Below are 23194 nucleotides of genomic sequence, written 5' to 3' on the forward strand. Positions count from 1 at the left end.
CGCCAAACCGCGCCAAAGTTATAGGGTCGGGGCGATTTTCCGCCGCCTGCTTAAGGAGCTCGCCCATGCGTCCCAACCGCCGCGCCGTGATCTCCGGTCTGGTCGCCGCGCCCTGGGTGTTGCGGTTCGGGGCCGCGCGCGCGGCGTCGGCGTCGTTGTTTCCCTTGGGTGTCGCCAGCGGTGACCCGTCGTCGGACGGCATGGTGCTGTGGACCCGCCTGGCCCTGGACCCGCTCGCCGCCGACGGCCAGGGCGGCATGGCCGGGGCCGTGCCGGTCCGCTGGGAGGTCGCCGAGGACGAGGCCTTCAACCGCATCGCTGTTTCGGGCGAAACCATCGCGGAATCCGCCCGCGCCCACAGCGTCCATGTCGAGACCGCCGGCCTGCGTCCCGGCCGGCCCTACTGGTACCGCTTCGCCGCCCAGGGACAGCGCAGCCCGGTGGGCCTGACCCGCACCGCGCCGGCGCCCGCAGCCCACGCCGATCGCCTGCGCCTGGCCATCGCCTCCTGCTCGAATTGGGAGCGCGGCTATTTCAGCGCCTACCGCCATATGGCCGAGGAGCGGCCGGACCTGACACTGTTCCTCGGGGACTATATCTATGAGTACAGCCTGGGGCGCGACCGATCAGCCGAGGTCGTCCGGCCCTATGGGCTGGAGGAAGCCACGACCCTGGCCGGCTATCGCAACCGCTACGCCCTGCACCGAACCGACCCGGACCTGCAGGCGCTGCACGCCGCCGCGCCGTGCCTGGCGGTGTGGGACGACCACGAGGTCCACGACGACTACTCCGGCGTCTGGTCCAAGACCCCCGGCGTCACTCCGGACGCATTCCAGGCCCGCCGCGCGGCGGCCTACCAGGCCTTCTTCGAGGCCATGCCGGTGCGCCGATCGGGCCTGTCCAGCCGCCTGTATCGCCGCGCCCGCTGGGGCCGTCTGGCCGAGCTGCACATGCTGGATGGCCGCCAGCACCGGTCGCGACAGCCGTGTCCGGATCCCGAGACCGGCGGCAAGGGCCAGGTCATCGCCGACGCCCTGTGTCCCGACCGGCTGGATCCGTCCCGCACCTTCCTCGGCTTCGACCAGGAACGGTGGCTGTACGACGGCCTCGGCCAGGGCGACGCCCGGTGGACGATCCTTGGCCAGAACCTGGTCATGGCCGGGCTGCGCTTCGGCGACGGCGGGCCGGACACCCCCTACTGGACCGACACCTGGGACGGCTTTCCGGCAGCCCGCGCGCGCCTGACCGAGGCGCTGGCGACACTCAGGCCCCGCAACCCGGTGGTGTTCAGCGGCGATTATCACTCCTTCTGGGCCAATGAGGTGAAGCGCGACCCCGCCGATCCCTCATCCGCCACCGTCGCCGCCGAGTTCGTCGGCAGCTCGATCACCTCGGGCGGCCCGCCCCACGACGCCATCATGGGTTTCATGCGCCACAATCCCCAGATTCGCTTCTTCGAGGGCCGGGTGCGCGGCTACATGACCGCCGATCTGACGCCCGATCGGATGGCGGTCGCCTACCGCGCCGTCTCCGATGTCCGCGATCCTGCCACCACGGTCTCCACCCTGGCCGCCTGGGTGGTCGAGGACGGCCGCCCGGCCGTACTGGCCGCCTAGCGGATGCGGCGCCACGCCTCGACGAACGTTCGCGCCCGCTCGCCGACGACCGCGGCGCTGTCGCCCGCCTTGTAGAGCGCCCCGCCGATGCCGAAGCCGGCGGCTCCGGCCTGCATCCAGTCGCCCATGGTCTCGGGCGACACCCCGCCGACGGCCAGCACTCGGGTTTCCGCCGGCAACACCGCGCGCAAAGCCTTCAGCCCCGCGGGCCCGGCGATCTCGGCCGGGAAGAGCTTCAGCCCGTCGGCTCCGGCCGCCAAAGCCTGAAAGGCCTCGGTCGGGGTGAAGACGCCCGGAAGCGACACCAGCCCCAGCGCCTTGGTCTCGCGGATCACCGCCGCGTCCATGCCCGGCGAAATCACCAGCCGCCCACCGGCCTGGGCCACCGCCCGCGTGGCCTCGACGGTCAGCACCGTGCCGGCTCCGACCACCGCCCGGTCGCCCACCGCCTCGACCATCCGGCTGATGCTCTCCAGCGGCCGGGGCGAATTCAGCGGCACCTCCAGACAGCGGAAGCCCGCTTCGACCAGGGCTTCGCCGACCGAAGCCGCATCCTCCGGCGTCAGGCCGCGCAGAATGGCGACCAGCGGCAGCTCATCCATCCAGGCCAGCGGGTCGGTCATGACAGGGCTCTCCACAGGCGATGTAGTCCGGCGGCCACCGCGACCTCGGCATCGACCACCTTGGCCGCAGGTCGGCCCAGCGCCTCCAGCGCCAGGGCGTAACGCGCCGTCAGGGCCGGCGTCCCCACCAGCACCAGCGGCCCGTCGACCTCGCCCAGGCCGCCCGCCATCTCCGCCCCGACCAGAAGCCCAGAGAGCAGGTCCGCCGCGCCCGCGCCGTCCAGCGTCCCCGCCAGACGCCGCACCCGCACCCGGAACAGGGTGGCCGTCAACGCCGGATCGTCGAAGCCCAAGCGGACGCCGTCCAAAAAGGCGCGGTCGTCCTGGCCGGGCGTCGCCATGCCGCGTCCCATCAGGGTGGCGTCCCTCACCGCCGCGAACAGCTCGCCGGTCAGGAAGGTCCGAAACCCCACGATCCGGTCGCCCTCACGCCGGATCCATTTCGAATGCGTCCCTGGCGCGAGCACGGTGAAGCGCGCCGCCGGCGCCTCGACGCCCAGCGCCTGAATCTCCTCGCCGCGCATAACGTCGCCCAGGCCCTCGTCCTCGAGACAGAGGCCGGGCACGATGCGGACATCGGGCCGATCGGGCGGGCTGAGCACCGCGCGGGCCAGATCGTCGAGGCCGACGGGGCAGGGCAGATAGGGCGCGGGCGCCCATCCCTCCTTCGACCCGGCCATGCCGCAGGCGATCACGGGCAAGCTCCCGGCGTCCAACGACGCGGCCAAGTCTTCCAGCACGCCGCGAAAGGCGTCGGGCGTCAGTTTCGACGCGCCGCGATCGTCGTGCCGACGCCCCACCACAGTCCCATCCGCCGCCAGCCGGTAGGCCCGAACGCTGGTCGTGCCCCAGTCGAGGGCGAGCAGATCGGCGCTGTCCATGGACGACGTCATGTTTCACCCATGCAATCTCGATGCACGGGTGGCAACGTCTTTGTGGCCCGGCTTGAGCCTTGTCGATTGATCCGAACGGCGATCCCCGCCTTTATGCGCCAACCATCCTCGACCCTCCCCGGAGACCGCCTGACCGTGAAGACCGGCCTGACCGCCCTGTTGCTCGGCGTGACCCTGCTGCTCGCCGCCTGCGCCACCGGACCGGCCGGGGTCACGCGCGAACAGCCCGTTCCGGGCGTCGTGCTGCCGCTGCGCACCCAAGGCGCGGAGATCGTCGACCAGCGCGGCCGCCGGGTGATGCTGAAGGGGGTGAACTGGTACGGCGCGGAATCGCCCGATTTCGTGGTCGGCGGCCTGGATCGTCGCCCGCTGGCCGAAATCGCCGGAGAGATCGCCGACGCGGGTTTCAATGTCGTGCGGCTGCCTTGGTCGAACGAGATGGTGGCGCGCAATCCCCTGATCGCCGCCGACCGTCTGGCCGCCAATCCCGAGCTTCAGGGCCTGCGCGCGCTGGGCGTGTTTGATCGGGTGGTCGAGGCCCTGGGCGCCGAGGGGGTGATGGTGGTGCTCGACAACCACCGCAGCCGCGCCGACTGGTGTTGCGACACCGCTCACGGCGACGGCCTGTGGCACACCGCCGCCTATCCCGAAGCGGTCTGGCTCCAGCACTGGCGGCGCATGGCCGTGCGCTACGGTCACCTGCCGCATGTGATCGGGGCCGAGTTGAGGAACGGCATCCGGCCCGATCCCGGCCAGGGGCTGACCCCGACCTGGGGCGACGGCGCCCTGCTGACCGACTGGCAGGCGGCGGCCGGGCGCGGCGGCGAGGCGGTGCTCCAGGCCAATCCGAATCTGCTGGTGATCGTCGGCGGCATCGACTGGCAGAACAATCTGCACGGCGTGTGGCAGCATCCGGTGGAGCTTTCGCGTCCCAACCGGCTGGTCTACGCCGTCCACGACTATCCCTGGTGGCGCAGTGAGGAGGAGCGGGCCGATCCGCGCCTGTTCGCCGAACGGTCCCATGAACGCTGGGGCTTTGTGCGCGATCGCGACTTCCCTCATCAGGCTCCGGTCTGGGTCAGCGAATGGGGCGGCTGTCTTCAGCCCGACCACAACGGCGCCTGTCCGCCCACCGACACCGCCTATGTCGAGGCCTTCGCCCGCTACGCCCGCGACAGCCGTATCGACTGGAGCTGGCAGCCGCTGAACGGAACCCAGTCCTCGGGCTACGGCCGCCAGGTCGGAGCGGTCGAGAGCTGGGGCCTGTTCGACCCCAGCTGGTCGCGCTGGGCCGACCCGGATCTGGTCGAGCGTCTGACCGACCGCTGAGCCGTCAGCCCAGAACCACCCGCTCGCCCTCGATGCGATGGGCGATGCCGACCCGCGCCAGCAGTCCCGCCACCATCTCGGCCGGGTCGTCGGAGCCATCGTCCAGCAGCCGCTCGACATCACCAAGCAAGATGACGTCGCCCGACACCGCCATCAGCGCCGCCAGCCAGTCCTGGCGCGACAGCACCTCGTCCTCGCGATTGGCCGCGATTAGCGGGCGCAGGAAGTCGAAGCCGTCGCCGCCGTCGCGCCGCCCCTGGGCCGCCTCGGCGACCAGCCACAGCACCGCTCCACAGGCGTAATAGGCCCGGTGCTCGCCGCGCGATCCGGCGCCCTGCACGCCCCGACCGTCGGTCAGGGAAACGCAGTCGTCGACCTCGCGCTGCAGCTCGGCGCGGGCGTCCCACGTCGGGTCGGCCGCCGCTAGGGCGCGAATCGCCATCAGGTCGGCGCCGCCCTCGGTAATCCAGGCTTGAGGCGGGCCCGCGTACCGCACCGTCTGGCCCAGCCAGAAGTGGGCGCTCTCATGGGCGATGAACCAGCGCGAGCGGTCGATCATCTCCTGGTCCGGCGTGACGATGCCCTGGCCCTCGTAGCTCATCACGATCAGGCCCGGCATGACGCTGCCGCTCATCGAGGTCATGCGCTCGGTCGGACCGTTCCAGCTGACCATCACGGTCGGCTGCCCAAAGGCGCCTTCCCCGAGGCGCGCCTCATAGAAGTCGGCCACCCAGGGCGCGAATTCGCCGATCTGCTGCGGCACCCAGCTGGGCAGGGTGGGGTCCAGCACGGTGGTCAGGCGCTCGCCGCGCGTCACCCGCGCGTCGCCGAACAGCACATAGGTGTCGGCGTCGTTGGTGGTGATCCCGTCCCAGCGCTCGCCCCGGAACAGGATCTGGCCCGCCGGATCCGTCCATCTCACCTCGGCCGGCCCGGTCGCCAGACTGACGCCGTTCAGGTCACGCGGCAGCGCCTCGACGGCTTCCAGGCTCGACACCGGAAACACATCGAAGATGTGGGTCGGCATGGCCACCGCGCCGTCCGAGAACATCAGGGTGGCGTAGTCGGCCTCCAGATCGACCGCCTCGGGCCGCAGCGTCAGCCTGACCGAGCGTGGAACCGGACCGCCGTCCACGGCGCGCAGGACGTCGTAGTTTCCGCGCCGCTCCAGCAGCACGCCGGGCGTCTCGACCGTCCACTGGCGCGGCCGCCACGGCTCGCGCACCTCCATGATCAGGCTGGAGCGCACGAAGGCCCACACCGGCGCGTCGCGGTCGAGGACGTAATCGGCGGTGAACCGGTCGCCCGCGCGGGCGACTTCGACGCGGATGTCGGCGTCGGCCCCTTGTGAGCTTGATGCCGGGGCCGTGGCGCAGCCGGCGAGGACGAGGATCATCAGCGCCAGCGGCGCGCGGAAAAGACGGATCATACCCGTCCGTTAGGCGAGCGCCGGGCCGCCGTCACCTTACCGAGTCGTCACACCCGGGGCCCGGTTCCGGCTCCGGCGCTTGAGAGGTGCGCTGCTGTTCCCCCATCCCACGTGGCCCAGGCTCCGCGTCCCGGCGGATTCCTGCGATTCAGCGTCACGACGTCCGCCCCAGGGCCGGACTGCCTCATGATGGGAAAATGGACGCTGCAAAACGCCGCCCTCACCCGCACCTGGACTCGCGTCGCTGCGAGAGTCCAACGCGTAGCGCGCACTTGTCGCCGCGCGCGTCCCTGAAAAGGCTCAGCAATCTTCAGCGGCAACGGCCGCCGTTGGACTCCTGGACTCAAAAAAGTTCGTGCTCAGGTCAGCGCTCGCCGCGCCGCTTCCAGTTCGGCGGCCATGACCGTCTTGAGGCGTTCGGGGGCCAGGATGCGGGCCTGGCCGCTCCAGCTGAACAGGTGCCAGGCCAGTTCGCGCATGCCCGAGGCGGTGAAGCGCACGATCACCGAGCCGTCGGGTCGGTCCTCGATCGCCTGGGTGGGATGCCAGCGCCAGGCCCGCGCCTCGGCCGCCCCCTCCGGCGCGATCTGCAGCACGACGTCCTCGACCGCGTCCTGATAGATGCCGAACGACTGGCTGGCGAAGGCGGCGAGGTCGAAGTCCTCGGGCGGCGAGGCGGGCTGGCCCAGGGCCTCGACCGCGCTCATCCGGTCCAGGCGAAAGGTCTGGATGCGCTGGGACGTCAGGTCGGCGGCGACCAGATAATTGGCCCGGCCGAACATCAGGCCGCACGGGGCGACCGCGCGCCGACGCGCCTCGGCGCCGGGGCGGCTGTAGACGAAGGCCAGCGCCGATCCCGCCAGCACCGCGCTCCGGATCTCGGCCAGCATGGCCTCGTCGGCGGTGGGGCGCGGCCCGGCCTGCACCGCGATGGTCTCGGCCCGGACCAGCGCCTCGAGATCGGGGGCCAGCCGGTTCAGGGTGGTGGACCTGACCGCGCTCTTGATCTTGCGCTCCAGCGATTCCAGCTGCGCCGCCCGGGCCGGTTCGCCATCAGTCCGCAACCGCCGCGAGGCGTTGGACAGCTCGGCCAGTTCGGCCGTGGTCGGCGCCTGTTCGAAGGCCGACAGCCCGCCCCGGATACGCCAGCGCTTGTTGGGCGGATCCGACATCTCCTCCATGGTCGGAAACAGCAGACCGACCGCGTCGCGCAGCCGCTCGGCCGTGCGTCGCCCGACATCAAGATCGTTGGCGATGTCGTCCAGCGTCATCCCCTCGGCGCTGGCGGCCATGCGCCGGGCCAGATCGATGAGGATGACCGCTTTGTCGTGCCGCATAGCCGATACGTCCGATTTTGGCGTAACCCTGCCTCACGGTGCCTCATCAGACAAGCCCAGCCGATGAGGACGCCGACATGACCCGCACCGCTTCCACCGCTCCCCGCTTCGCCGACCGCTATCTGACCGTGCCCTGCGACAATGGGCTGAAGGTCATCTGGGACCGGCTGGAGGAGCAGGTCGTCGACGTCATCGCCGCTCCCGCCGCCCGCTACGCCGAGGAAGACCTGCTGTGGGACGAGGCCCGCGCTCCGGCCGATCGCGACGCCTGGCGCCTGGCGGCCTGATCCGCGCCGCGGGGTTGAGCGGCGGCCGGCAATCGCTATAGTCCGCGCCGCTTTTCCGACCTCCAGTTTCGAGACCCGCCCGCATGGCCGTGACGCCCGAAAGCCCCGCCTTCCCGCATGAAGAGCCGCACGTCGGCGATCGCGCCACCGAGCACGCCGATCACGACGCCGTCGCCTATCAGCGCGGGACCATGACCATCGAGGAGCAGTCGGCGACCTGGAGCCTGTTCCAGACCCTGGCCGAGTGGGGCACGCTGATCAGCTTCTGCCTGGCCCTGTTCGCCTTCCTGATCCTGGCGCCCGGCACCGGCTTCATGGGCGCCTTCATCCCCACCGTGGTGCTGATGGTCATCGGTGGCGTCTTCCTGGCCCGCAAGCCCAAGGCCGGCGGCCACTAGGGCGGCGGCGATCGAACGCCGCTTTACCTCGCTTTTGGAAACGTCCTAACCTCCCGGCGGGAAGACACGCCGGGAGTTCGCATGACCGTAGCCGTCGCCGTGACCCGCGAACGCCGCGAAGGCGAAGCGCGCGCCGCCCTGACGCCCGACACGGTCAAGACGCTGATAGCGTCCGGCGCGACTGTCACCGTCGAGGCCGGGACCGGCCAGGGCTCCTCAATCCCCGACTCCGCCTATGTTGAGGCCGGAGCCGCGGTGGCGCCCGACCTCCAGACCGTGCTGGCGGGCGCCGACATCCTGCTCAAGGTTCGCTGCCCCACCGCCCAGGAGATCAGCGCGCTGAAGCCCGGCGCCGTGGTCGTCGGCATGCTCGACCCCACGCGGGAAACGGCCACGATCGAGGCCCTGACCGCCGCCCGGGTCACCGCCTTCGCCATGGAGCGCGTGCCGCGCATCAGCCGCGCCCAGGTGATGGACGCCCTGTCGTCCCAGGCCAACCTGGCGGGCTACCGCGCCGTGATCGAGGCGGCCTCAGCCTTCGGGCGCGGCTTTCCGATGATGATGACGGCGGCCGGCACCGTCGCCCCGGCCAAGGTCTTCATCATGGGCGTGGGCGTCGCGGGGCTGCAGGCCATCGCCACCGCGCGCCGCCTGGGCGCCGTTGTCACCGCCACCGACGTGCGCCCCGCCACCAAGGAGCAGGTCGAGTCGCTCGGCGCCAAGTTCCTGGCCGTCGACGACGAGGAGTTCCGAAACGCCCAGACCGCCGGCGGCTACGCCAAGGAGATGTCGGCCGAGTATCAGGCCAAACAGGCCGCCCTGGTCGGCGAGCATCTGAAGAAGCAGGACATCGTCATCACCACCGCCCTGATCCCCGGCCGCCCGGCGCCGCGCCTGGTCACCGCCGATCAGGTCGCGACCATGAAGCCCGGCAGCGTGCTGATCGACCTGGCCGTCGAGACCGGCGGCAATGTCGAGGGCGCGCAAGCAGACCAGGCCGTGACGACCGCAAACGGCGCGACCATTCTGGGCTTCTCCAACCTGCCCGCCCGCATCGCCGCCGACGCCACCGCCCTCTATGCCCGCAACCTCGCCGCCTTCGTGGGCCTGCTCATCAAGGACGGCGCCCTGGCCCCGGACTTGGAGGACGAGATTCTCAAGGCGGCGCTGGTGACGGGGGAGGGTTCGGCATGATCGGGCGAAGGCTGAGGATCGTTCTGACACTCGCCGCGTGGGGCTACATCTTGCTCGGGCTCGTCAGGTCGGGAAGCGTAATTGTTTCAGCGATTATTCGCCCACCGGACTTGCCGTACCATGTCAGCATGGTTTCCGCTTGGGAGCGCATCGCCTGGTCGATCGGCGAGACCCTGACGATGGGAGGAATACTGCTGGTCCTCCTCAGCATCGATTATCGCCTCGAAAGGAAGACATGATGGAACACGTCGATCCCACCGTCTTTCGCCTGGCCATCTTCGTGCTGGCCATCTTCGTCGGCTACTATGTCGTCTGGTCGGTGACGCCGGCGCTGCACACGCCCCTGATGGCGGTGACCAACGCCATCTCCTCGGTGATCGTCGTGGGCGGCCTGATCGCGGCGGCGGCGGTGTCGGGCGACGGGCCGGGCGGCTGGGTCGCCAAGGGGGCGGGGATCGCCGCCGTGACCCTGGCCAGCGTCAACATCTTCGGCGGCTTCATGGTCACGCGGCGGATGCTGGCCATGTACCGCAAGAAGGAGAAACCCCAGTGATAGGCGGCTCCCTGCTCGGCGCCCTGTGCCTGGCGGCGGCCGTCGCCGCCCTGGCCTGCTACGCCTGGCTGGTGATCCGCCGGCCGCGACTGATCCGGCTTTTCACCGGCCTCGGCCTGTTCCTGACCGGCCTGGCGCTGTTCCAGGGGCCCAGCATTCTGGCCCAGACCGAGGGTGACCTGAACGTTCGCCTGGCCGTCGTCGCCCTGATCGCGGCGGTGGCGGTGCAGATCGCCGCGGCCCTGCGCACCCGCCCCAGCTGGACCGGCGAGGAGCGGCGCGCCGCCGTCGGACCGCCGGCATGAGCACGTCGTCCTTTCCCCTGATCGTCGCCGCCACCTGGGCCGTCACCGGCCTGGGATTCGGCCTGTGGCTCTACAGCTGGTTCGGCGAGAAGCACCCGGTCCAGAAGCTGCGGTTCCAGGACTGCGGCATGGTGCTGGTGTTCTCGGCGGTGCTGGCCCGCATCGCCCTGATGGACCGCGCCATGACCCCGATCGACTGGTTCCTGATCGTCATCTCACCGCTGTTCATCCTGGCCGCCCTGGTCCGCCTGGGCCGCACCTCGGGCAAGGACGGGGGCCGGGGATGAGCGCGCGTCTGGGGGGATACCAATGACCGCATCCATCGCCGCCCTGGCCTATCTGGTCGCGGGCGTCCTGTTCATCCTGTCGCTCCGGGGCCTGTCCAGTCCGGAGACCAGCCGGCGCGGCAACACCCTGGGCATGATCGGCATGGCCCTGGCGGTGGGGGTGACCCTGCTGACCCTGGGCGCCAGCCGGGCGCTGGATCCGCTGACGCTGGGGCTGATCGCGGGCGGTGTGGTGGTCGGCGGGGGGCTGGGGGCCCTGATCGCCGGGCGGGTGCAGATGACCCAGATGCCCCAGCTGGTCGCCGCCTTCCACTCGCTGGTCGGCCTGGCCGCCTGTCTGGTGGCCATCGGGGCCGTCTATGCGCCCGTGGCGTTCGGGATCGACGACGGCCTGGGGGGCATCAAGACCCTGTCGATCGTCGAGCTCAGCCTCGGGGTCGCCATCGGGGCCATCACCTTCACCGGCTCGGTGATCGCCTTCGCAAAGCTGAACGGCAACATGTCGGGCGCGCCGATCCTGCTGCCCGCGCGGCACCTGATCAACATCGGCCTGGGGCTGGCGCTGGTGTTCCTGATCGGCATCCTGATCGGTACGGGCGGGACGGCGGTCTGGGCCTTCTGGGGCGTGTTCGTCATAGCCCTGATCCTGGGGGCCACCCTGATCATCCCCATCGGCGGGGCCGACATGCCGGTGGTGGTGTCGATGCTGAACTCCTACTCCGGCTGGGCGGCGGCCGCGCTGGGCTTCACGCTCGAGAACATCGCCCTGATCATCACCGGCGCCCTGGTCGGGTCGTCGGGCGCCATCCTCAGCTACATCATGTGCAAGGGCATGAACCGCAGCTTCGTCTCGGTCATCCTGGGCGGGTTCGGCGGCGATGCGGCGGCCGGCTCGGGCGGCCCCGCCGAGACACGGCCGGTGAAACAGGGCTCGGCCGAGGACGCCGCCTTCATCATGAAGAACGCCTCCAAGGTCATCATCGTCCCCGGCTACGGCATGGCCGTGGCCCAGGCCCAGCATGCGCTGCGCGAAATGGCCGACCTGCTGAAGGCCGAGGGGGTCGAGGTGAAATACGCCATTCACCCCGTCGCCGGCCGCATGCCCGGCCACATGAACGTGCTGCTGGCCGAGGCCAACGTCCCCTATGACGAGGTGTTCGAGCTGGAGGACATCAATTCCGAATTCTCCTCCGCCGACGTCGCCTTCGTCATCGGCGCCAACGACGTCACCAACCCCTCGGCCAAGACCGACCCCCAGTCGCCGATCTTCGGCATGCCGATCCTGGACGTGGAAAAGGCCGGCACCGTCCTGTTCATCAAGCGCGGCATGGGCTCGGGCTACGCCGGGGTCGAGAACGAACTCTTCTTCCGCGACAACACCATGATGCTGTTCGCCGACGCCAAGAAGATGGTCGAGGGGATCGTGAAGGGGCTCTAGGCCATGTCCGAGCTCAAAACCCGACCCACCGAAGCCTCGGTCGAGGACTTCCTGGCCGCCGTGCCCGACGCGCGACGGCGCGAGGATGCGCGGGCCGTCACCGCCATGCTGGGCGAGATCACCGGCGAGCGGCCGGTGATGTGGGGGCCGTCGATCATCGGTTTCGGGCGCTACACCTATGTCAATACGACCAAGACGCCCGCCGACTGGCCGGTCATCGGCCTGTCGCCGAGGAAGGCCAATCTGACCGTCTACATCATGCCGGGCTTCAATGAGCGGCCCGACCTGATGGCGCGTCTGGGCAAGGTGAAGACAAGCGTCAGCTGTCTCTACATCAACCGGCTGGATCAGGTGGACCAGACCGCCCTGCGCGAACTGTGCGAATGGTCGGTCGAGCGCATGCGCGAGCGCTATCCCACGAATTTAGCCGACCCCTCATGACCGACACCGGCGATCTCTCCCCGTCTCCGGCTCCCGCCGAGACGCCCCGCCGCGCCGTCGGCCTGTTCCGGCTGGCTGTCGGGCTGGCTCAGGGGGCGATGGTCTGGTGGCTGATCCGCAGCGCCTCGGGCGGCCGCGCCTTCATGCCCGCCGACGCCGCGCCGCCGACCCTGGCCTGGCCGGCCAGCCAGCCGGTGCTCTATGCGGCCCTGCTGCTGGCGACGGTGATGGCGCCCATCGTCCTGCTCGGCGCGGCCGGGCGGATGCGCTGGCGCTGGCTGGCGGTCTGGGGCCTGGTCGCGGCGGGGGTGGTCGGCGGCTTCGGCGCCTGGGAGGCGATGAACCAGATTGCGCCCGAGTGGCGTCGGTCGTTCGAGCCGTCCTTCCCGACGGTCATGGCGTCGCTGGCCATCCTGTTCGTCGCGCATCACCTGCTGTTGCCGGCGTTGCAGGCAAGACGCTGGATCGCGCCCTATCCGGCCTATTTCGACACGGCCTGGAAGGCGGGGGTCCAGCTGGCGCTGTCGGCGGCGTTCGTCGGCGCCTTCTGGCTGCTGCTGTTCCTGGGGGCCGGCCTGTTCCGCGTTATCGGCGTCGAGGCGCTGTCCGACCTGATCGGCAAGGATTGGTTCGCCGCCCCCGCCACCACGCTCAGCTTCGCCGCCGCCGTGCATCTGACCGATGTGCGCGACGGGCTGATCCGGGGCGTGCGCACCGTGGCCCTGATGCTGCTCAGCTGGCTGCTGCCGGTGATGACCGGGCTGGTGGCGGCTTTCCTGATCGCCCTGCCGTTCACGGGGCTCGACGGGTTGTTCAGAGGACCCAGCGCCACGGCCATGATGCTGGCCGCCGCCGCCGCCCTGATCATCCTGATCAACGCCGCCTACCAGGACGGCGACCCCGAGGATCGGCCCGCCCGGCCCCTGCGCTGGGCCGCGCCCGCAGCCGCCCTGTTGCTGACGCCGTTGGTAGCCCTGGCGCTATGGGGCCTGGCGCTCAGGATCGGCCAGCACGGCCTGACGCCCGAGCGGATCATCGCCCTCAGCTGCGCCCTGGTCGGGGCCGTCTATGCCGGCGGCTATGGCTGGGCGGCGGTCGCGACCCTGCGTCGCCGCGCCTGGATGGCGCCGCTGGAGCGGACCAATGTGGCGGCGGCGGTCTCCGTGGTTCTGGTGATTCTGGCTCTGTTCAGCCCCGTGGCCGACCCCGTCCGTCTGTCCATCAATGATCAGCTTGACCGACTGGAGCGCGGCGCCGTCTCGGCGGAGGAGTTCGACTACGCCTTTTTGCGGTTCGACGCGGGACGCGCGGGCCAGCGGGCCTTGGGCGATCTGGCCCGCTCGGACGATGCCGAGGTGGCGCGCCGGGCGGCCGACATGCAGGCGGTCCAGGAGCGCTATCAGCTCGGGGTCGACCAGACCTCCGTGCAGACGGTCACGCCGGTCATCCAGCCGTGGCCGGCCGATGCCGTGACGCCGACCGATTTCCTCGCCCCTGTGGCGTTGCCGGATCCCCGCGCACAATGCGACACGGCGGACGCCTGCCTGGTTCAGGCGCTCGATCTGGACGGGGATGGCGCCGACGAGCTGCTGCTGGCGCAGGTCTTTTCGGTCCACCTGTTCGCGCGCAACGCGGCGGGCGCCTGGACGTATCAGGGCGAGTATCGACGTCTGTCCTGCGGGCCGGAAGACGCGCCGGACGCGCGCCAGTTGATGCGGGACGGGAGTCTGACGCCCAGGCCGCGCCGCTGGCCCGATCTGGAGATTGGCGGCGAAGCCAGTCCGCTCGTCGACGAGACCACCTGTCCGATCGCCGCCGAGGCCCAGGTGGCCGATACGCCTTAAACCCGATCTTCACCCGCTCGCGCCCATAACTGTCCCGAAACGAGCCGATCCCGATCAACGAGGACGGCCGTCCGTGATGATGGTGAAGGTGTTCGAATGGCCAAGACGGTGCTCGTCGTCGATGACGATCCGACCCAGCGGCGACTGGTCCAGGCGGTGCTGGACCGCGACGGTTATCAGGTCGTCCATGCCGAGAATGGGCAGGAGGCGCTGGATCGTCTGACCCGGGGCGGCGGCGCCGATGTGGTGCTGCTGGATCTGGTCATGCCAGGCCTGTCGGGGCTGGAGACCCTGCAACAGGCGCGCGCCGCGGGGGTGCGGACGCCGGTGATCGTGCTGACCGCCAACGCCGGGATCGAGGGCGTGGTGCGCGCCATGCAGACCGGGGCCCAGGACTTCTTCGTCAAGCCGGCCAGCCCCGAGCGCATCCTGATCGGCATCCGCAACGCCCTGCAGATGGGGGAGCTGACCCAGGAGGTGGTGCGGCTGAAGAAACACGTCTCGGGCAAGACCAGCTTCGACGATCTGGTCGGCGACAGCCCGCCCATGCGCATGGTCAAGGCGCTGGGCGAACGCGCCGCGCGGTCGGGCATCCCGGTCCTGATCACCGGCGAAAGCGGCGTCGGCAAGGAGGTCATCGCGCGCGCCCTGCATGGCGCCTCGGACCGCGCCGGCAAGCCGTTCGTGGCGGTCAACTGCGGGGCGTTGCCGGCCAATCTGGTGGAATCCATCCTGTTTGGTCACGAGAAGGGCAGCTTCACCGGCGCTTCCGACAAGCACCTGGGCAAGTTCGCCGAGGCCTCGGGCGGCACCCTGTTCCTCGACGAGATCGGCGAGCTGCCGCTGGACATGCAGGTCAAGCTGCTGCGCGCCATCCAGGAAGGCGAGATCGACCCGGTCGGCTCAAAGCGGCCGGTCAAGGTCGACGTGCGGCTGGTCTCGGCGACAAACCGCGATCTGGCCGGCCAGGTGAAGGAGGGCCGGTTCCGCGAGGACCTGTTCTATCGCCTGAACGTCTTTCCGATCGAGGCGCCGGCGCTGCGCGAGAGGCGCGAGGACATCGCCGCCCTGGCCGCCCATTTCATCGGGCGCTTCAACGTCGAGGAGGGCAAACGCGTGCAGGGCCTGGCGCCCGAAACGCTGGCGCTGCTCCAGGGTTTCGACTGGCCGGGCAATGTCCGCCAGCTGGAGAATTCGATCTATCGCGCCCTCATCCTGGCCGATCAGGCCTGGCTGCAGCCGCACGACTTTCCGGCGGTGTCCGGTCTGGCCGCGCCGCTGAGCATGCCGGAGGTGCAGGCCGACGCCCCGGCGCCCGAAAGTGTCGCCGGTTCGCCGATGTCGGCGCTGGAGACCCTTGCCTCCCTGCCGCCCGCGCCCGACAGCCCGATCCGCGTGTTGGATGAGCGGGGCCATATGCGCACCCTGGAAGATATCGAGCGCGACCTGATCGAGCACGCCATCTCGGTCTACGCCGGTCATATGTCGGAGATCGCGCGCCGGCTCGGCATCGGCCGTTCGACGCTGTATCGCAAAGTTCGCGAGAACGGTCTGGAAGAGGCCCTGGCCAAGGCCTCGTGAGGGCCTAGCGGCCCTCCAGTTCCCTCAGGCGGATGGCGTACATGTGATCCACGGCGCCCGGGCCGTCCTGGGCGGCGCGTTCGCGCGCCGCGAGCCAGCGGGATTGATCCGACAGCACCGCATCGCGCTCGGGACCCTCGGCGGCGCGGTCCAGGGCCTGACGCATCCGGGCGTCGGCCTCGGCCAGGCGCGGCTCGCGACACACCAGTCGATCGGCGCGCGAGCCGAGACGATCGCAGGGATCGTCGCCCGTCACCACTGTGGCCGACCAGGTGCGCACGCGGGGTCGGGGCGCTTCGTCACGCCACTCCGAAGCGCCGGCGCCCGCCATGCGGTCCGCCGACAGTTCGGCGAACGTCTGTCCGTTGATCAGGGCGCCGGCGTCGTCGGCCGGCGCATCGACGATGGGGGGCGGGGCGCGGTTCAGGGCCAGGGTCTGGCGCGAGCGGCGGACGAAGCCCTTGAAGCCATTTTCCACCGCCGACATGACCTCCATGCGCGGGCCGGGCTGGATGCGCATCGGCGGGGCCGGATCGACCACGGCGATCTTGACCCGCTCGCCATCGGGCAGGGCCGGACGCAGGGCGTCGGGGGAGGGGGCGGTCGAGGTGTCGCGAGCCGCCGGCGCGTCCGCGCGCCCATTGGGCTCGCCGTCGCCGGTGAACCACTGAACCCCGGCGGCGGTCAGCACCATGGCGCCGCCCAGGCCGAGCGCCAGCAACATTCCGGGACTGAACTTGGCCATGGCGCCTCGGCGGGATCGAAACGAACGGACCGAATCCGGCCCGCCCCTTGAACGCCGCCGACCTTAACTCAGTTCGCCGCCGACGCCTCAGGTCTCAACCAGCGAGCGAGCCATTCCTCGACTTCCTCATGCCAGTGCAGGGAGTTGGCGGGCTTGAGCACCCAGTGGTTCTCGTCGGGGAAGTAGAGGAACTTGCTCTCGATTCCCTGCCGCTGGGCGGCGGTGAAGGCGGCGATGGACTGGTCGGTGGGCACCCGATAGTCGCGCCCGCCCGAGACCACCATCATGGGCGCGCGCCAGTTGGCCACCTCATTGATCGGGTTGAACCGCTCATAGGTCGTGCCCCGCTCCCACGGCGTGCCGCCGTTCTCCCACTCGGTGAACCACAGCTCTTCGGTCGAAAACGCCATGAAGCGGGTGTCGAACACACCGTCGTGGTTGACCAGGCACTTGAATTCATTCGGCCACTTGCCGGCGATCCAGCTGACCATGTAGCCGCCGTAGGAGGCGCCGAGCGCGCAGGCGTTGTCCCCATCGAGGAAGTCGTACTGCTGCTGGGCGTATTCCCAGCCCTTCTGCAGGTCCTCGAGCGGCCGGTCGCCCCAGTGCTGGGTGATGGAATCGGTGAAGTCCTGGCCGTAGCCGGTCGAGCCGTGGAAATCGATCATCACCACTGCATAACCCGCGCCGGCATAGGTCTGGGGGTTCCAGCGATAGGACCAGGCGTCGCCGAACGACCCCTGCGGCCCGCCGTGGATCAGGAAGGCGACGGGATACTCTTCGCCCTCGACGAAGTTGGCGGGCTTGACGACATAGCCGTGCACCGTCTCGCCGTTCCAGCCGGGGAAGCTGAACTGCTCGTATTCGCCCATGGCCAGGTTGGGCAGGGTGTCGGCGTTGTGGTCGGTGATGCGGCGCGGCATCTCGCGGCCGCGATAGGTCTTCACATAGAGGTCGGCCGGCGCGCCCATGCTGTCCATGCCGAAGACGAAGCCCGAAGGCGTGGTCTCGACGCCGAACACGTGGCCCTCGCCGGTGATGGGCGTGACCTGGCCGGAGGTCACGTCGATGGCGAACAGCTTGGTTTTGCCGATGTCCTGGGCGGTGGCGTAGAGGGTGCGGCCGTCCTCTGACCACGACAGGCTGTCGGGAGACCGATCCCAGTTGGCGGCGATCTGGCGGGTCTGGCCGCTGTCGACGTCCATCAGGGTGATCTGCCAGCGGTCGGCCTCGAACCCCGGGCGGGCCATGGCGCGATAGGCCAGTGTGCGACCATCGGGCGAGAACACCGGCCCGGCGTCCCAGGCTTCGTTGGCCTCGGTCAGATTGGTCAGTTCGCCGCCCTCGGCCGGAGCGCGCCACAGGTCGAAATTGGTGCTCCACGGCTCGGTGGTCCCGGCGGTGCGCCCCGAGAACACCACCCAGTCGCCGTCAGGGGAGAAGGCGTAGTCCTCCTCGCCGCCGAAGGGTTTGGACGGAACGTCGCCGTCAAAGCCCTGAGACACCCAGACCGGCTCCCCGACCGCGCCCTCGGCGCCGAGGGGCAGGGTGAAGACGTGGTTCTGGGTTCCGTCCATCCAGGTATCCCAGTGGCGGACGAACAGCTTGTCATAGACCTGGCCGGTCGATGCTTCGTCCTCGGCGGCCGCCATGCGCTCGACGGTGCAGGCCAGGGCCTCGCAGTCCGGATAGACCGACAGCGACACCGCCAGCCGGTCGCCCGACGGCGCGATGCGGAAGGTCTGGACGTCCAGCGGCAGGTCGGTGACCTGGGTCGCGGTCGCGCCCTCAACGTCCGTCTTCCACACCTGGGTCGAACCCGAGCGGTTAGACAGGAAGTACAGGCTGCCGTCCGGTCCCCAACGGCCGGTGGAGGCGCCCTCGTCGGAGACAGCCAGCCGTCGCGGTTCGGCGTCGCCCGTCAGATTGGCGAGCCACAGGGTGGTGACGCCGCGATTGTTCTCCAGGTCGGTGGCGCGCACGGAGTAGGAGACGCTGTCGCCGTCCGGCGACACCTTCGGGTCGGACACCCGGTTCAGTTCGACCAGGTCCTGATAGGTGAAGGGCCGGGCCTCCTGCGCCATCAGGGGCGTGGCGGCGACGGACAGGGAGAGGGCGGCCAGCCCGGCGACAAGTCGAAAGCGCATCGAAAAGCCTCGTTCGGTTCGAGCGCGACAGAGCCCCCATCCGCCCGGGAATGCAAGTCGCCGCGCGGCCACGAAAAACCCCCGCCGGCGGACCGGCGGGGGTTTCGACCCTTTACGGGACGCTTTCGTGTGGCGGGGTCATGACCCCCGCCAAGCGTCTTACATGTTCGGGTTGGCTTCGTTCGCGCTCGGCGAGGTGTTCGGCGTGTTCTCGGTGGTCATGCCACCGTCGGCGTTGCCGGCTTCCTGTTCGATGCGGTCGGCCTCGGCGTTGAGGGCGGTTTCCTCGGCTTCGGTCGGAGCGGCCGCGGCCTGCTCTTCCAGGGCGTCGGCTTGTTGTTCGGCTTGCGCGTCGGCGGCGCTCTCACCGCAGGCGGCAAGGCCGGCCATGGCGAAAACGGAGGCGGCGGCGATGAAGATCTTACGCATGGAGGTATCCCCTCGGTTCGTGGAGACGGCATAACGCCGCCGATCACGATCGGTTCACGCGGCCGTGTTCGATTTCGACGTTTTTACGGCCAAGCGCCGCCGTGGCGGGCGTCCGCTTGCGTCGTCGGGCGGTGAACGGCATGGCTGGGGCATGAGGGTCGGCATCATCGCCATCGGAAAACCAGGTCGCGGACCCGAAACGATTCTGGCCGACGACTATGCGCGGCGCGCGGGCCTCGCGGGGCGGGCGCTGGGGCTCGGGCCGGTCGAGCTGATCGATCTGGAGCCGAAGAAGGCCGGCATGGCGGCCGAGGCCGAACTGATCCTGGCCGCGGCCGAGGGCGCGCATCTGATCGCCTGCGACGAGCGCGGCCGGGCCTATGGATCGCGCGATTTCGCGGGCATGATCGCCGGGCTGCGCGATCAGGGCGAGCGCCGGCTGGTCTTCGCCATCGGCGGAGCGGACGGGCTGGACCCGGCGGTGCGGGCGGCGGCGCGCTCGACCCTGGCCTTCGGGCCCCAGACCTGGCCGCACGCCCTGGCCCGGGCGATGCTGGCCGAACAGGTCTATCGCGCCATGACCATTCTGGCCGGCTCGCCCTATCATCGCGACTGATGAGAGCGCTTTCCGCGATTCTGGGTCTGACCCTGCTGACGTTGGCGGCGCCGGCGGTCGGCCAGCGCTCGGCGCAGGAGCTGGACCGGCTGCAGGCCGAACGCGGTGACGAGCGGGCGCGCGCCCTGACCCTGCGTCGTCAGGCGGCCGAGGCCGAGCGCGAGATGGTGGCGCTGGACGCCCGGCTGTCGCGTCTGTCCGGAGCCGCCGACGTCGAGAACGACCGCATCGCAGGCCAGCGCGCGCGGTTGAATGAACTGGGCCGCCGGGAACGTCTGCTGGCCCGCGAGCGCGCCGACGAGGCGGCCGTGCTGGGCCGGCTGCTCTCCGCCCTCCAGTTGATGAGCCGTGATCCGCCGCCGCCGCTGCTGATCCCGGCGGACGACGCCATCGATACGGTGCGCGCCTCCATCCTGATCCGCGCCGTCACGCCCCAGGTCCAGCGAAGGGCGCGCAGCCTGGCGGATCGCCAGGCGGAGATCGGGCGACTGCGGCGCGAGGCGGCGCTGCAGAGCGAGGCCCTCTTCACCGCCGAGAGCGACCGGCTGAACCGCCGCGCCGAAATCGAATCCCTGCGTGCCCGCCGCGCGTCCCTGGCCGCCTCGCTCGACGCCCAGGCCGACCGCGCCGACCGCGCGGCCAGCACGCTGGAGGACCGCATTAGGGCATTGGGCGGCCGCATTGACGACGCCGCGCCTGAGCCGCGTCCGGCCATCGCCCTTCTGCCCGGCGGGCGTGAGCGGCTGGCCGCGCCGGTCGGCGGCGCTCCGGTGCAGCGGTTCTCGCAGGCCTCGCCCGGCTGGATCTGGCGGCCCTCGGCCCGCGCGGAGGTCGCCGCCCCCGCGCCGGCGACCGTGGCGTTCTCGGGATCTCTGACCGGCTGGGGCGAGGTGGTGATCCTGGACCTCGGGCCCGGTTGGCGACTGGTGCTGGCCGGCATGGAGGTGCGAACCGTGGCCGAGGGCCAGCGCGTGACCGAGGGTCAGAGCGTCGGCGAAATGCCGCGCGGTGAGGGCGGCGACCTGTATCTCGAACTGCGGCGGGAGGATCGACCCGTGAATCCGGCGCCGTTCCTCGACTGACCGACTCCGCCGCATCTCGACGCCGGGCGATCACCCTGATTTTATGGGGGCGGCGTCGGGTCGCCTTGGTTCCGCCCGCCATCGACCCTAGACCGACCTCCCCAGCCCGCTGAAGGTTCCTGAATGCGCAAACTGCTCATGATCGGCTGCGCCGCCCTGGCTCTCGGCGGCAGCGCCGCGGCCGTGGCCAGCCAGACGCCTCGCGGCGAGACCTTCCGCATGCTGGAGCTGTTCGGCGACGTCCTGGCGGTGGTCGAACAGGCCTATGTGGTCGAGGTCGATAACCAGAAGCTGATCGAGGCGGCGCTGGACGGCATGATGACCGCGCTGGATCCGCACTCCAACTATCTGTCGCCCGACGACTTCGGCGACCTCAGCGAGCGCACCGAGGGCCAGTATTCCGGCGTGGGGCTGGAGATCACGTCCGAGGGTGGGCTGGTCAAGGTCATCTCGCCGATGGACGAGGGCCCGGCCGCGCGCGCCGGGGTCCAGGCCGGCGACGTCATCTCCGCCATCGAGGGCCAGAGCGCCTCGGGCCTCAGCGTCAGCCAGGTGTCGGAGAAGCTGCGCGGAGCCATGGGCACATCGATCACCGTGACCTTCCTGCGCGACGGCGAGGAGCCGCGCGAAGTCGTTCTGACGCGCGAGGTGATCAAGGTCGATTCCGTGCGGGCCCGTATGGAGGAGGGCTTCGGCTATCTCCGCATCGCCACCTTCAATCAGAACACCGTGCGCGAGCTGGAAACCGAGATCGCGCGACTGAAGGCCGAGAACCCTGACATCGCCGGTTGGGTGGTCGATCTTCGCAACAACGGCGGAGGTCTCCTGAGCGCGGCCATTGGTGTTTCGGACGCGTTTCTGGAGCGCGGCGAGGTGGTCAGCCAGCGGGGCCGCCGCCCGGACCAGATCGAGCGCTGGACCGCCAAGCCCGGCGACCTGACGGACGGCGCGCCGGTGGTGGTGCTAATCAATTACGGCTCGGCCTCGGCTTCGGAGATCGTGGCCGGCGCCCTGAAGGATCACGAACGGGCGACGATCGTCGGCCTGACCAGCTTCGGCAAGGGCTCGGTGCAGACCGTCATTCCCATGCGCGGCGGCGAGGACGGGGCGCTGTCGATCACCACGGCGCGCTACTACACCCCGTCCGGCGCCTCGATTCAGAAGATCGGCATCGAGCCGGACCTGGAGGTGGCGCGGAACGCCGCCGAGGCGCGCATCGTGTCGCGCTCCAGCTTCATCTATTCCGAGGACGCCTACGCCACCGCGCTGGATTCCTCGATCGGCGCCGAGCGCAAGGGCGCCCACGTGCCCTATGAATCGCCGACCGACGCCTGGCCGGAGGAGGACGACTATCAGCTGAAGCGCGCGCTGGACCTGCTGCGGGCCGGCGGCGAAGTCGACCGGATCGCGGCGGCGCCCGACATCGTGCTGGTCGGCTCCGACACTCCGCCCGAGGATCCGGACGCCGAAGCCGGCGAGGCGGGCGAACCTCCCACCACCGAATTGCCGGAGCCGACGCCTCAGAACGAGGACGAATAGGGGCCTCGATGATCCGCCTGTTCACCGCTCTGGAGATCCCGCCGGATATCGGCGAGACCCTGGCGCGGCGGCAGCAGGGGCTGCCGGGCGCGCGCTGGCGGCCGGGCGAGGCGCTGCACATCACCCTAGCCTTCTATGGCGAGGTGACGGAGCCGGTGGCCGATGATCTCGACGCCGAGCTAGCGCGGGTGCGCGGGGCGCCGTTCGAACTCAGCCTGAAGGGCGTCGGGGCGTTCGGCGACGACTGGCGCACGCGGGCGATCTGGGCGGGCGTGGCGGACAGCGAGCCGCTCACCATCCTGGCCGGGCGCTGCGCCTCGGCCGGGCGGCGCGCCGGCATCGAGTTGCCACGCCGCGACTATCGCCCCCACGTTACCCTGGCCTATCTGAAGCCCCAGGCTGATCCGGCCCGAGTGGGCGCCTGGGTGACGGGCCATAATCTGCTGGCTTCTCCGCCCTTCCGCATCGACCGCTTCGGCCTGTATTCCAGCACCCTGGGCGGGCAGGGGTCCGCCTATCAGCTGGAGCGGAGCTATCCCCTGTGAGCGCCGGATTTTCGATCGAGACCGAACGCCTGATCCTGCGGCCGATTCAGATCGAGGACTTCTCCCGCTGGGCGGAGTTCATGGCCGATGCGGAGAGCACGCGATTTCTGGGCGGCCCGACACCCCCGTCCACCGCCTGGCGCGGCATGATGAGCGTGGCCGGGGCCTGGCATCTGACCGGGGTGGGGATGCTGTCGGTGATCGAGAAGAGCTCGGGCCTGTGGGTCGGCCGTCTGGGTCCGTGGCGCCCCGAGGGCTGGCCGGGCCCCGAGGTCGGCTGGGGCCTGCACCGCGACGCCTGGGGCAAGGGCTATGCGGTCGAAGGGGCCGCCGCCGCGCTCGACTATGCCTTCGACGTGCTGGGCTGGGACGAGGTCATCCACTGCATCGCCCCAGACAACCACCCCTCGGAAAGGGTCGCCGAACGCCTCGGCTCGACCAACCGCGGCCCGGGCCGCATGCCCGCCCCCTATGAGGACATCGCCGTCAACATCTGGGGCCAGACGCGGGAGCAGTGGCGGGGACGGACGCGCTGA

The 23194-nt window shown here is 70.2% G+C and carries 24 protein-coding genes; 17 read left to right on the forward strand and 7 right to left on the reverse strand.

What is annotated here, in order from left to right:
- The first annotated feature begins 65 nt into the window (after nt 1–65).
- On the forward strand, nt 66–1616 hold the full coding sequence (locus EES48_RS01070) for an alkaline phosphatase D family protein (protein WP_122464531.1): 1551 nt from the start codon (nt 66–68) through the stop codon (nt 1614–1616).
- Here EES48_RS01070 and EES48_RS01075 read toward each other — a convergent pair.
- Together EES48_RS01075 and EES48_RS01080 are read right to left on the reverse strand one after the other, a co-directional pair.
- Entirely contained in the window at nt 1613–2239 is a 627-nt protein-coding gene (locus EES48_RS01075) for a 2-dehydro-3-deoxy-6-phosphogalactonate aldolase (RefSeq protein WP_122464532.1), read from the reverse strand. The two genes, EES48_RS01070 and EES48_RS01075, sit on opposite strands and share 4 nt — an antisense overlap.
- Nucleotides 2236–3132, reverse strand: coding sequence for a 2-dehydro-3-deoxygalactonokinase (locus EES48_RS01080; RefSeq protein ID WP_122464533.1), 897 nt, complete (start codon nt 3130–3132; stop codon nt 2236–2238). The genes EES48_RS01075 and EES48_RS01080 overlap by 4 nt, the downstream gene beginning before the upstream one ends.
- Nucleotides 3133–3267: 135 nt before the next feature.
- Between EES48_RS01080 and EES48_RS01085 the strand changes: the two genes are divergently transcribed.
- Entirely contained in the window at nt 3268–4461 is a 1194-nt protein-coding gene (locus EES48_RS01085; protein ID WP_205679318.1) for a glycoside hydrolase family 5 protein, read from the forward strand.
- 4 nt (nt 4462–4465) lie between these two features.
- Here the strand turns inward: EES48_RS01085 and EES48_RS01090 are convergent, their stop codons facing one another.
- Complete coding sequence (locus tag EES48_RS01090; protein ID WP_122464535.1) at nt 4466–5890, reverse strand: hypothetical protein; 1425 nt, start codon at nt 5888–5890, stop codon at nt 4466–4468.
- Nucleotides 5891–6249: 359 nt separating this feature from the next.
- The gene (locus tag EES48_RS01095; protein WP_122464536.1) at nt 6250–7227 is read right to left on the reverse strand and encodes a helix-turn-helix transcriptional regulator; all 978 of its coding nucleotides are present in this window, start codon (nt 7225–7227) and stop codon (nt 6250–6252) included.
- Between the two features lie 77 nt (nt 7228–7304).
- Here EES48_RS01095 and EES48_RS01100 point away from each other — a divergent pair, with 77 nt between their 5' ends.
- The 10 genes from EES48_RS01100 to EES48_RS01150 all read left to right on the forward strand — a co-directional run bounded on the left by EES48_RS01100 (nt 7305) and on the right by EES48_RS01150 (nt 15555).
- Nucleotides 7305–7514, forward strand: coding sequence for a hypothetical protein (locus EES48_RS01100; protein WP_122464537.1), 210 nt, complete (start codon nt 7305–7307; stop codon nt 7512–7514).
- A gap of 83 nt (nt 7515–7597) precedes the next feature.
- Complete coding sequence (locus EES48_RS01105) at nt 7598–7912, forward strand: aa3-type cytochrome c oxidase subunit IV (RefSeq protein WP_122464538.1); 315 nt, start codon at nt 7598–7600, stop codon at nt 7910–7912.
- Nucleotides 7913–7993: 81 nt separating this feature from the next.
- On the forward strand, nt 7994–9106 hold the full coding sequence (locus EES48_RS01110; protein ID WP_122464539.1) for a Re/Si-specific NAD(P)(+) transhydrogenase subunit alpha: 1113 nt from the start codon (nt 7994–7996) through the stop codon (nt 9104–9106).
- Between the two features lie 238 nt (nt 9107–9344).
- A complete protein-coding gene (locus EES48_RS01120; protein WP_122465079.1) occupies nt 9345–9659 on the forward strand; it encodes an NAD(P) transhydrogenase subunit alpha part 2 in 315 nt (104 codons plus the stop codon).
- On the forward strand, nt 9656–9964 hold the full coding sequence (locus EES48_RS01125) for a hypothetical protein (RefSeq protein WP_122464541.1): 309 nt from the start codon (nt 9656–9658) through the stop codon (nt 9962–9964). Before EES48_RS01120 ends, EES48_RS01125 begins: the two co-directional genes overlap by 4 nt.
- On the forward strand, nt 9961–10251 hold the full coding sequence (locus EES48_RS01130) for a hypothetical protein (protein WP_122464542.1): 291 nt from the start codon (nt 9961–9963) through the stop codon (nt 10249–10251). The genes EES48_RS01125 and EES48_RS01130 overlap by 4 nt, the downstream gene beginning before the upstream one ends.
- Before the next feature lie 22 nt (nt 10252–10273).
- Nucleotides 10274–11689 (forward strand): NAD(P)(+) transhydrogenase (Re/Si-specific) subunit beta, encoded by a 1416-nt coding sequence (locus EES48_RS01135; protein WP_122464543.1) that lies wholly within the window; start codon nt 10274–10276, stop codon nt 11687–11689.
- 3 nt (nt 11690–11692) lie between these two features.
- A complete protein-coding gene (locus EES48_RS01140; RefSeq protein ID WP_122464544.1) occupies nt 11693–12130 on the forward strand; it encodes a DUF1801 domain-containing protein in 438 nt (145 codons plus the stop codon).
- Nucleotides 12127–13974: a DUF4153 domain-containing protein gene (locus EES48_RS01145; RefSeq protein ID WP_122464545.1), complete on the forward strand. Its 1848-nt coding sequence runs from the start codon at nt 12127–12129 to the stop codon at nt 13972–13974. Before EES48_RS01140 ends, EES48_RS01145 begins: the two co-directional genes overlap by 4 nt.
- 96 nt (nt 13975–14070) lie before the next feature.
- Complete coding sequence (locus tag EES48_RS01150) at nt 14071–15555, forward strand: sigma-54-dependent transcriptional regulator (RefSeq protein ID WP_122464546.1); 1485 nt, start codon at nt 14071–14073, stop codon at nt 15553–15555.
- A gap of 4 nt (nt 15556–15559) precedes the next feature.
- Here EES48_RS01150 and EES48_RS01155 read toward each other — a convergent pair whose 3' ends face one another.
- From EES48_RS01155 to EES48_RS01165, 3 genes are all read right to left on the reverse strand, one after another.
- On the reverse strand, nt 15560–16300 hold the full coding sequence (locus EES48_RS01155) for a lysozyme inhibitor LprI family protein (RefSeq protein ID WP_122464547.1): 741 nt from the start codon (nt 16298–16300) through the stop codon (nt 15560–15562).
- Between the two features lie 68 nt (nt 16301–16368).
- Entirely contained in the window at nt 16369–18447 is a 2079-nt protein-coding gene (locus tag EES48_RS01160) for a S9 family peptidase (RefSeq protein WP_122464548.1), read from the reverse strand.
- Between the two features lie 159 nt (nt 18448–18606).
- Entirely contained in the window at nt 18607–18876 is a 270-nt protein-coding gene (locus tag EES48_RS01165; protein ID WP_122464549.1) for a hypothetical protein, read from the reverse strand.
- Between the two features lie 151 nt (nt 18877–19027).
- Here EES48_RS01165 and rlmH point away from each other — a divergent pair, with 151 nt between their 5' ends.
- From rlmH to EES48_RS01190, 5 genes are all read left to right on the forward strand, one after another.
- Nucleotides 19028–19492, forward strand: coding sequence for a 23S rRNA (pseudouridine(1915)-N(3))-methyltransferase RlmH (rlmH, locus tag EES48_RS01170; RefSeq protein WP_122464550.1), 465 nt, complete (start codon nt 19028–19030; stop codon nt 19490–19492).
- Nucleotides 19492–20574: a murein hydrolase activator EnvC family protein gene (locus tag EES48_RS01175; protein ID WP_122464551.1), complete on the forward strand. Its 1083-nt coding sequence runs from the start codon at nt 19492–19494 to the stop codon at nt 20572–20574. The genes rlmH and EES48_RS01175 overlap by 1 nt, the downstream gene beginning before the upstream one ends.
- Nucleotides 20575–20697: 123 nt before the next feature.
- On the forward strand, nt 20698–22113 hold the full coding sequence (locus EES48_RS01180; protein WP_122464552.1) for a S41 family peptidase: 1416 nt from the start codon (nt 20698–20700) through the stop codon (nt 22111–22113).
- Nucleotides 22114–22121: 8 nt separating this feature from the next.
- On the forward strand, nt 22122–22658 hold the full coding sequence (gene thpR, locus EES48_RS01185) for an RNA 2',3'-cyclic phosphodiesterase (protein ID WP_122464553.1): 537 nt from the start codon (nt 22122–22124) through the stop codon (nt 22656–22658).
- The gene (locus EES48_RS01190) at nt 22655–23194 is read left to right on the forward strand and encodes a GNAT family N-acetyltransferase (protein ID WP_122464554.1); all 540 of its coding nucleotides are present in this window, start codon (nt 22655–22657) and stop codon (nt 23192–23194) included. The genes thpR and EES48_RS01190 overlap by 4 nt, the downstream gene beginning before the upstream one ends.

It is taken from the genome of Brevundimonas lutea, from assembly GCF_003704105.1.
GTDB lineage: Bacteria > Pseudomonadota > Alphaproteobacteria > Caulobacterales > Caulobacteraceae > Brevundimonas > Brevundimonas lutea.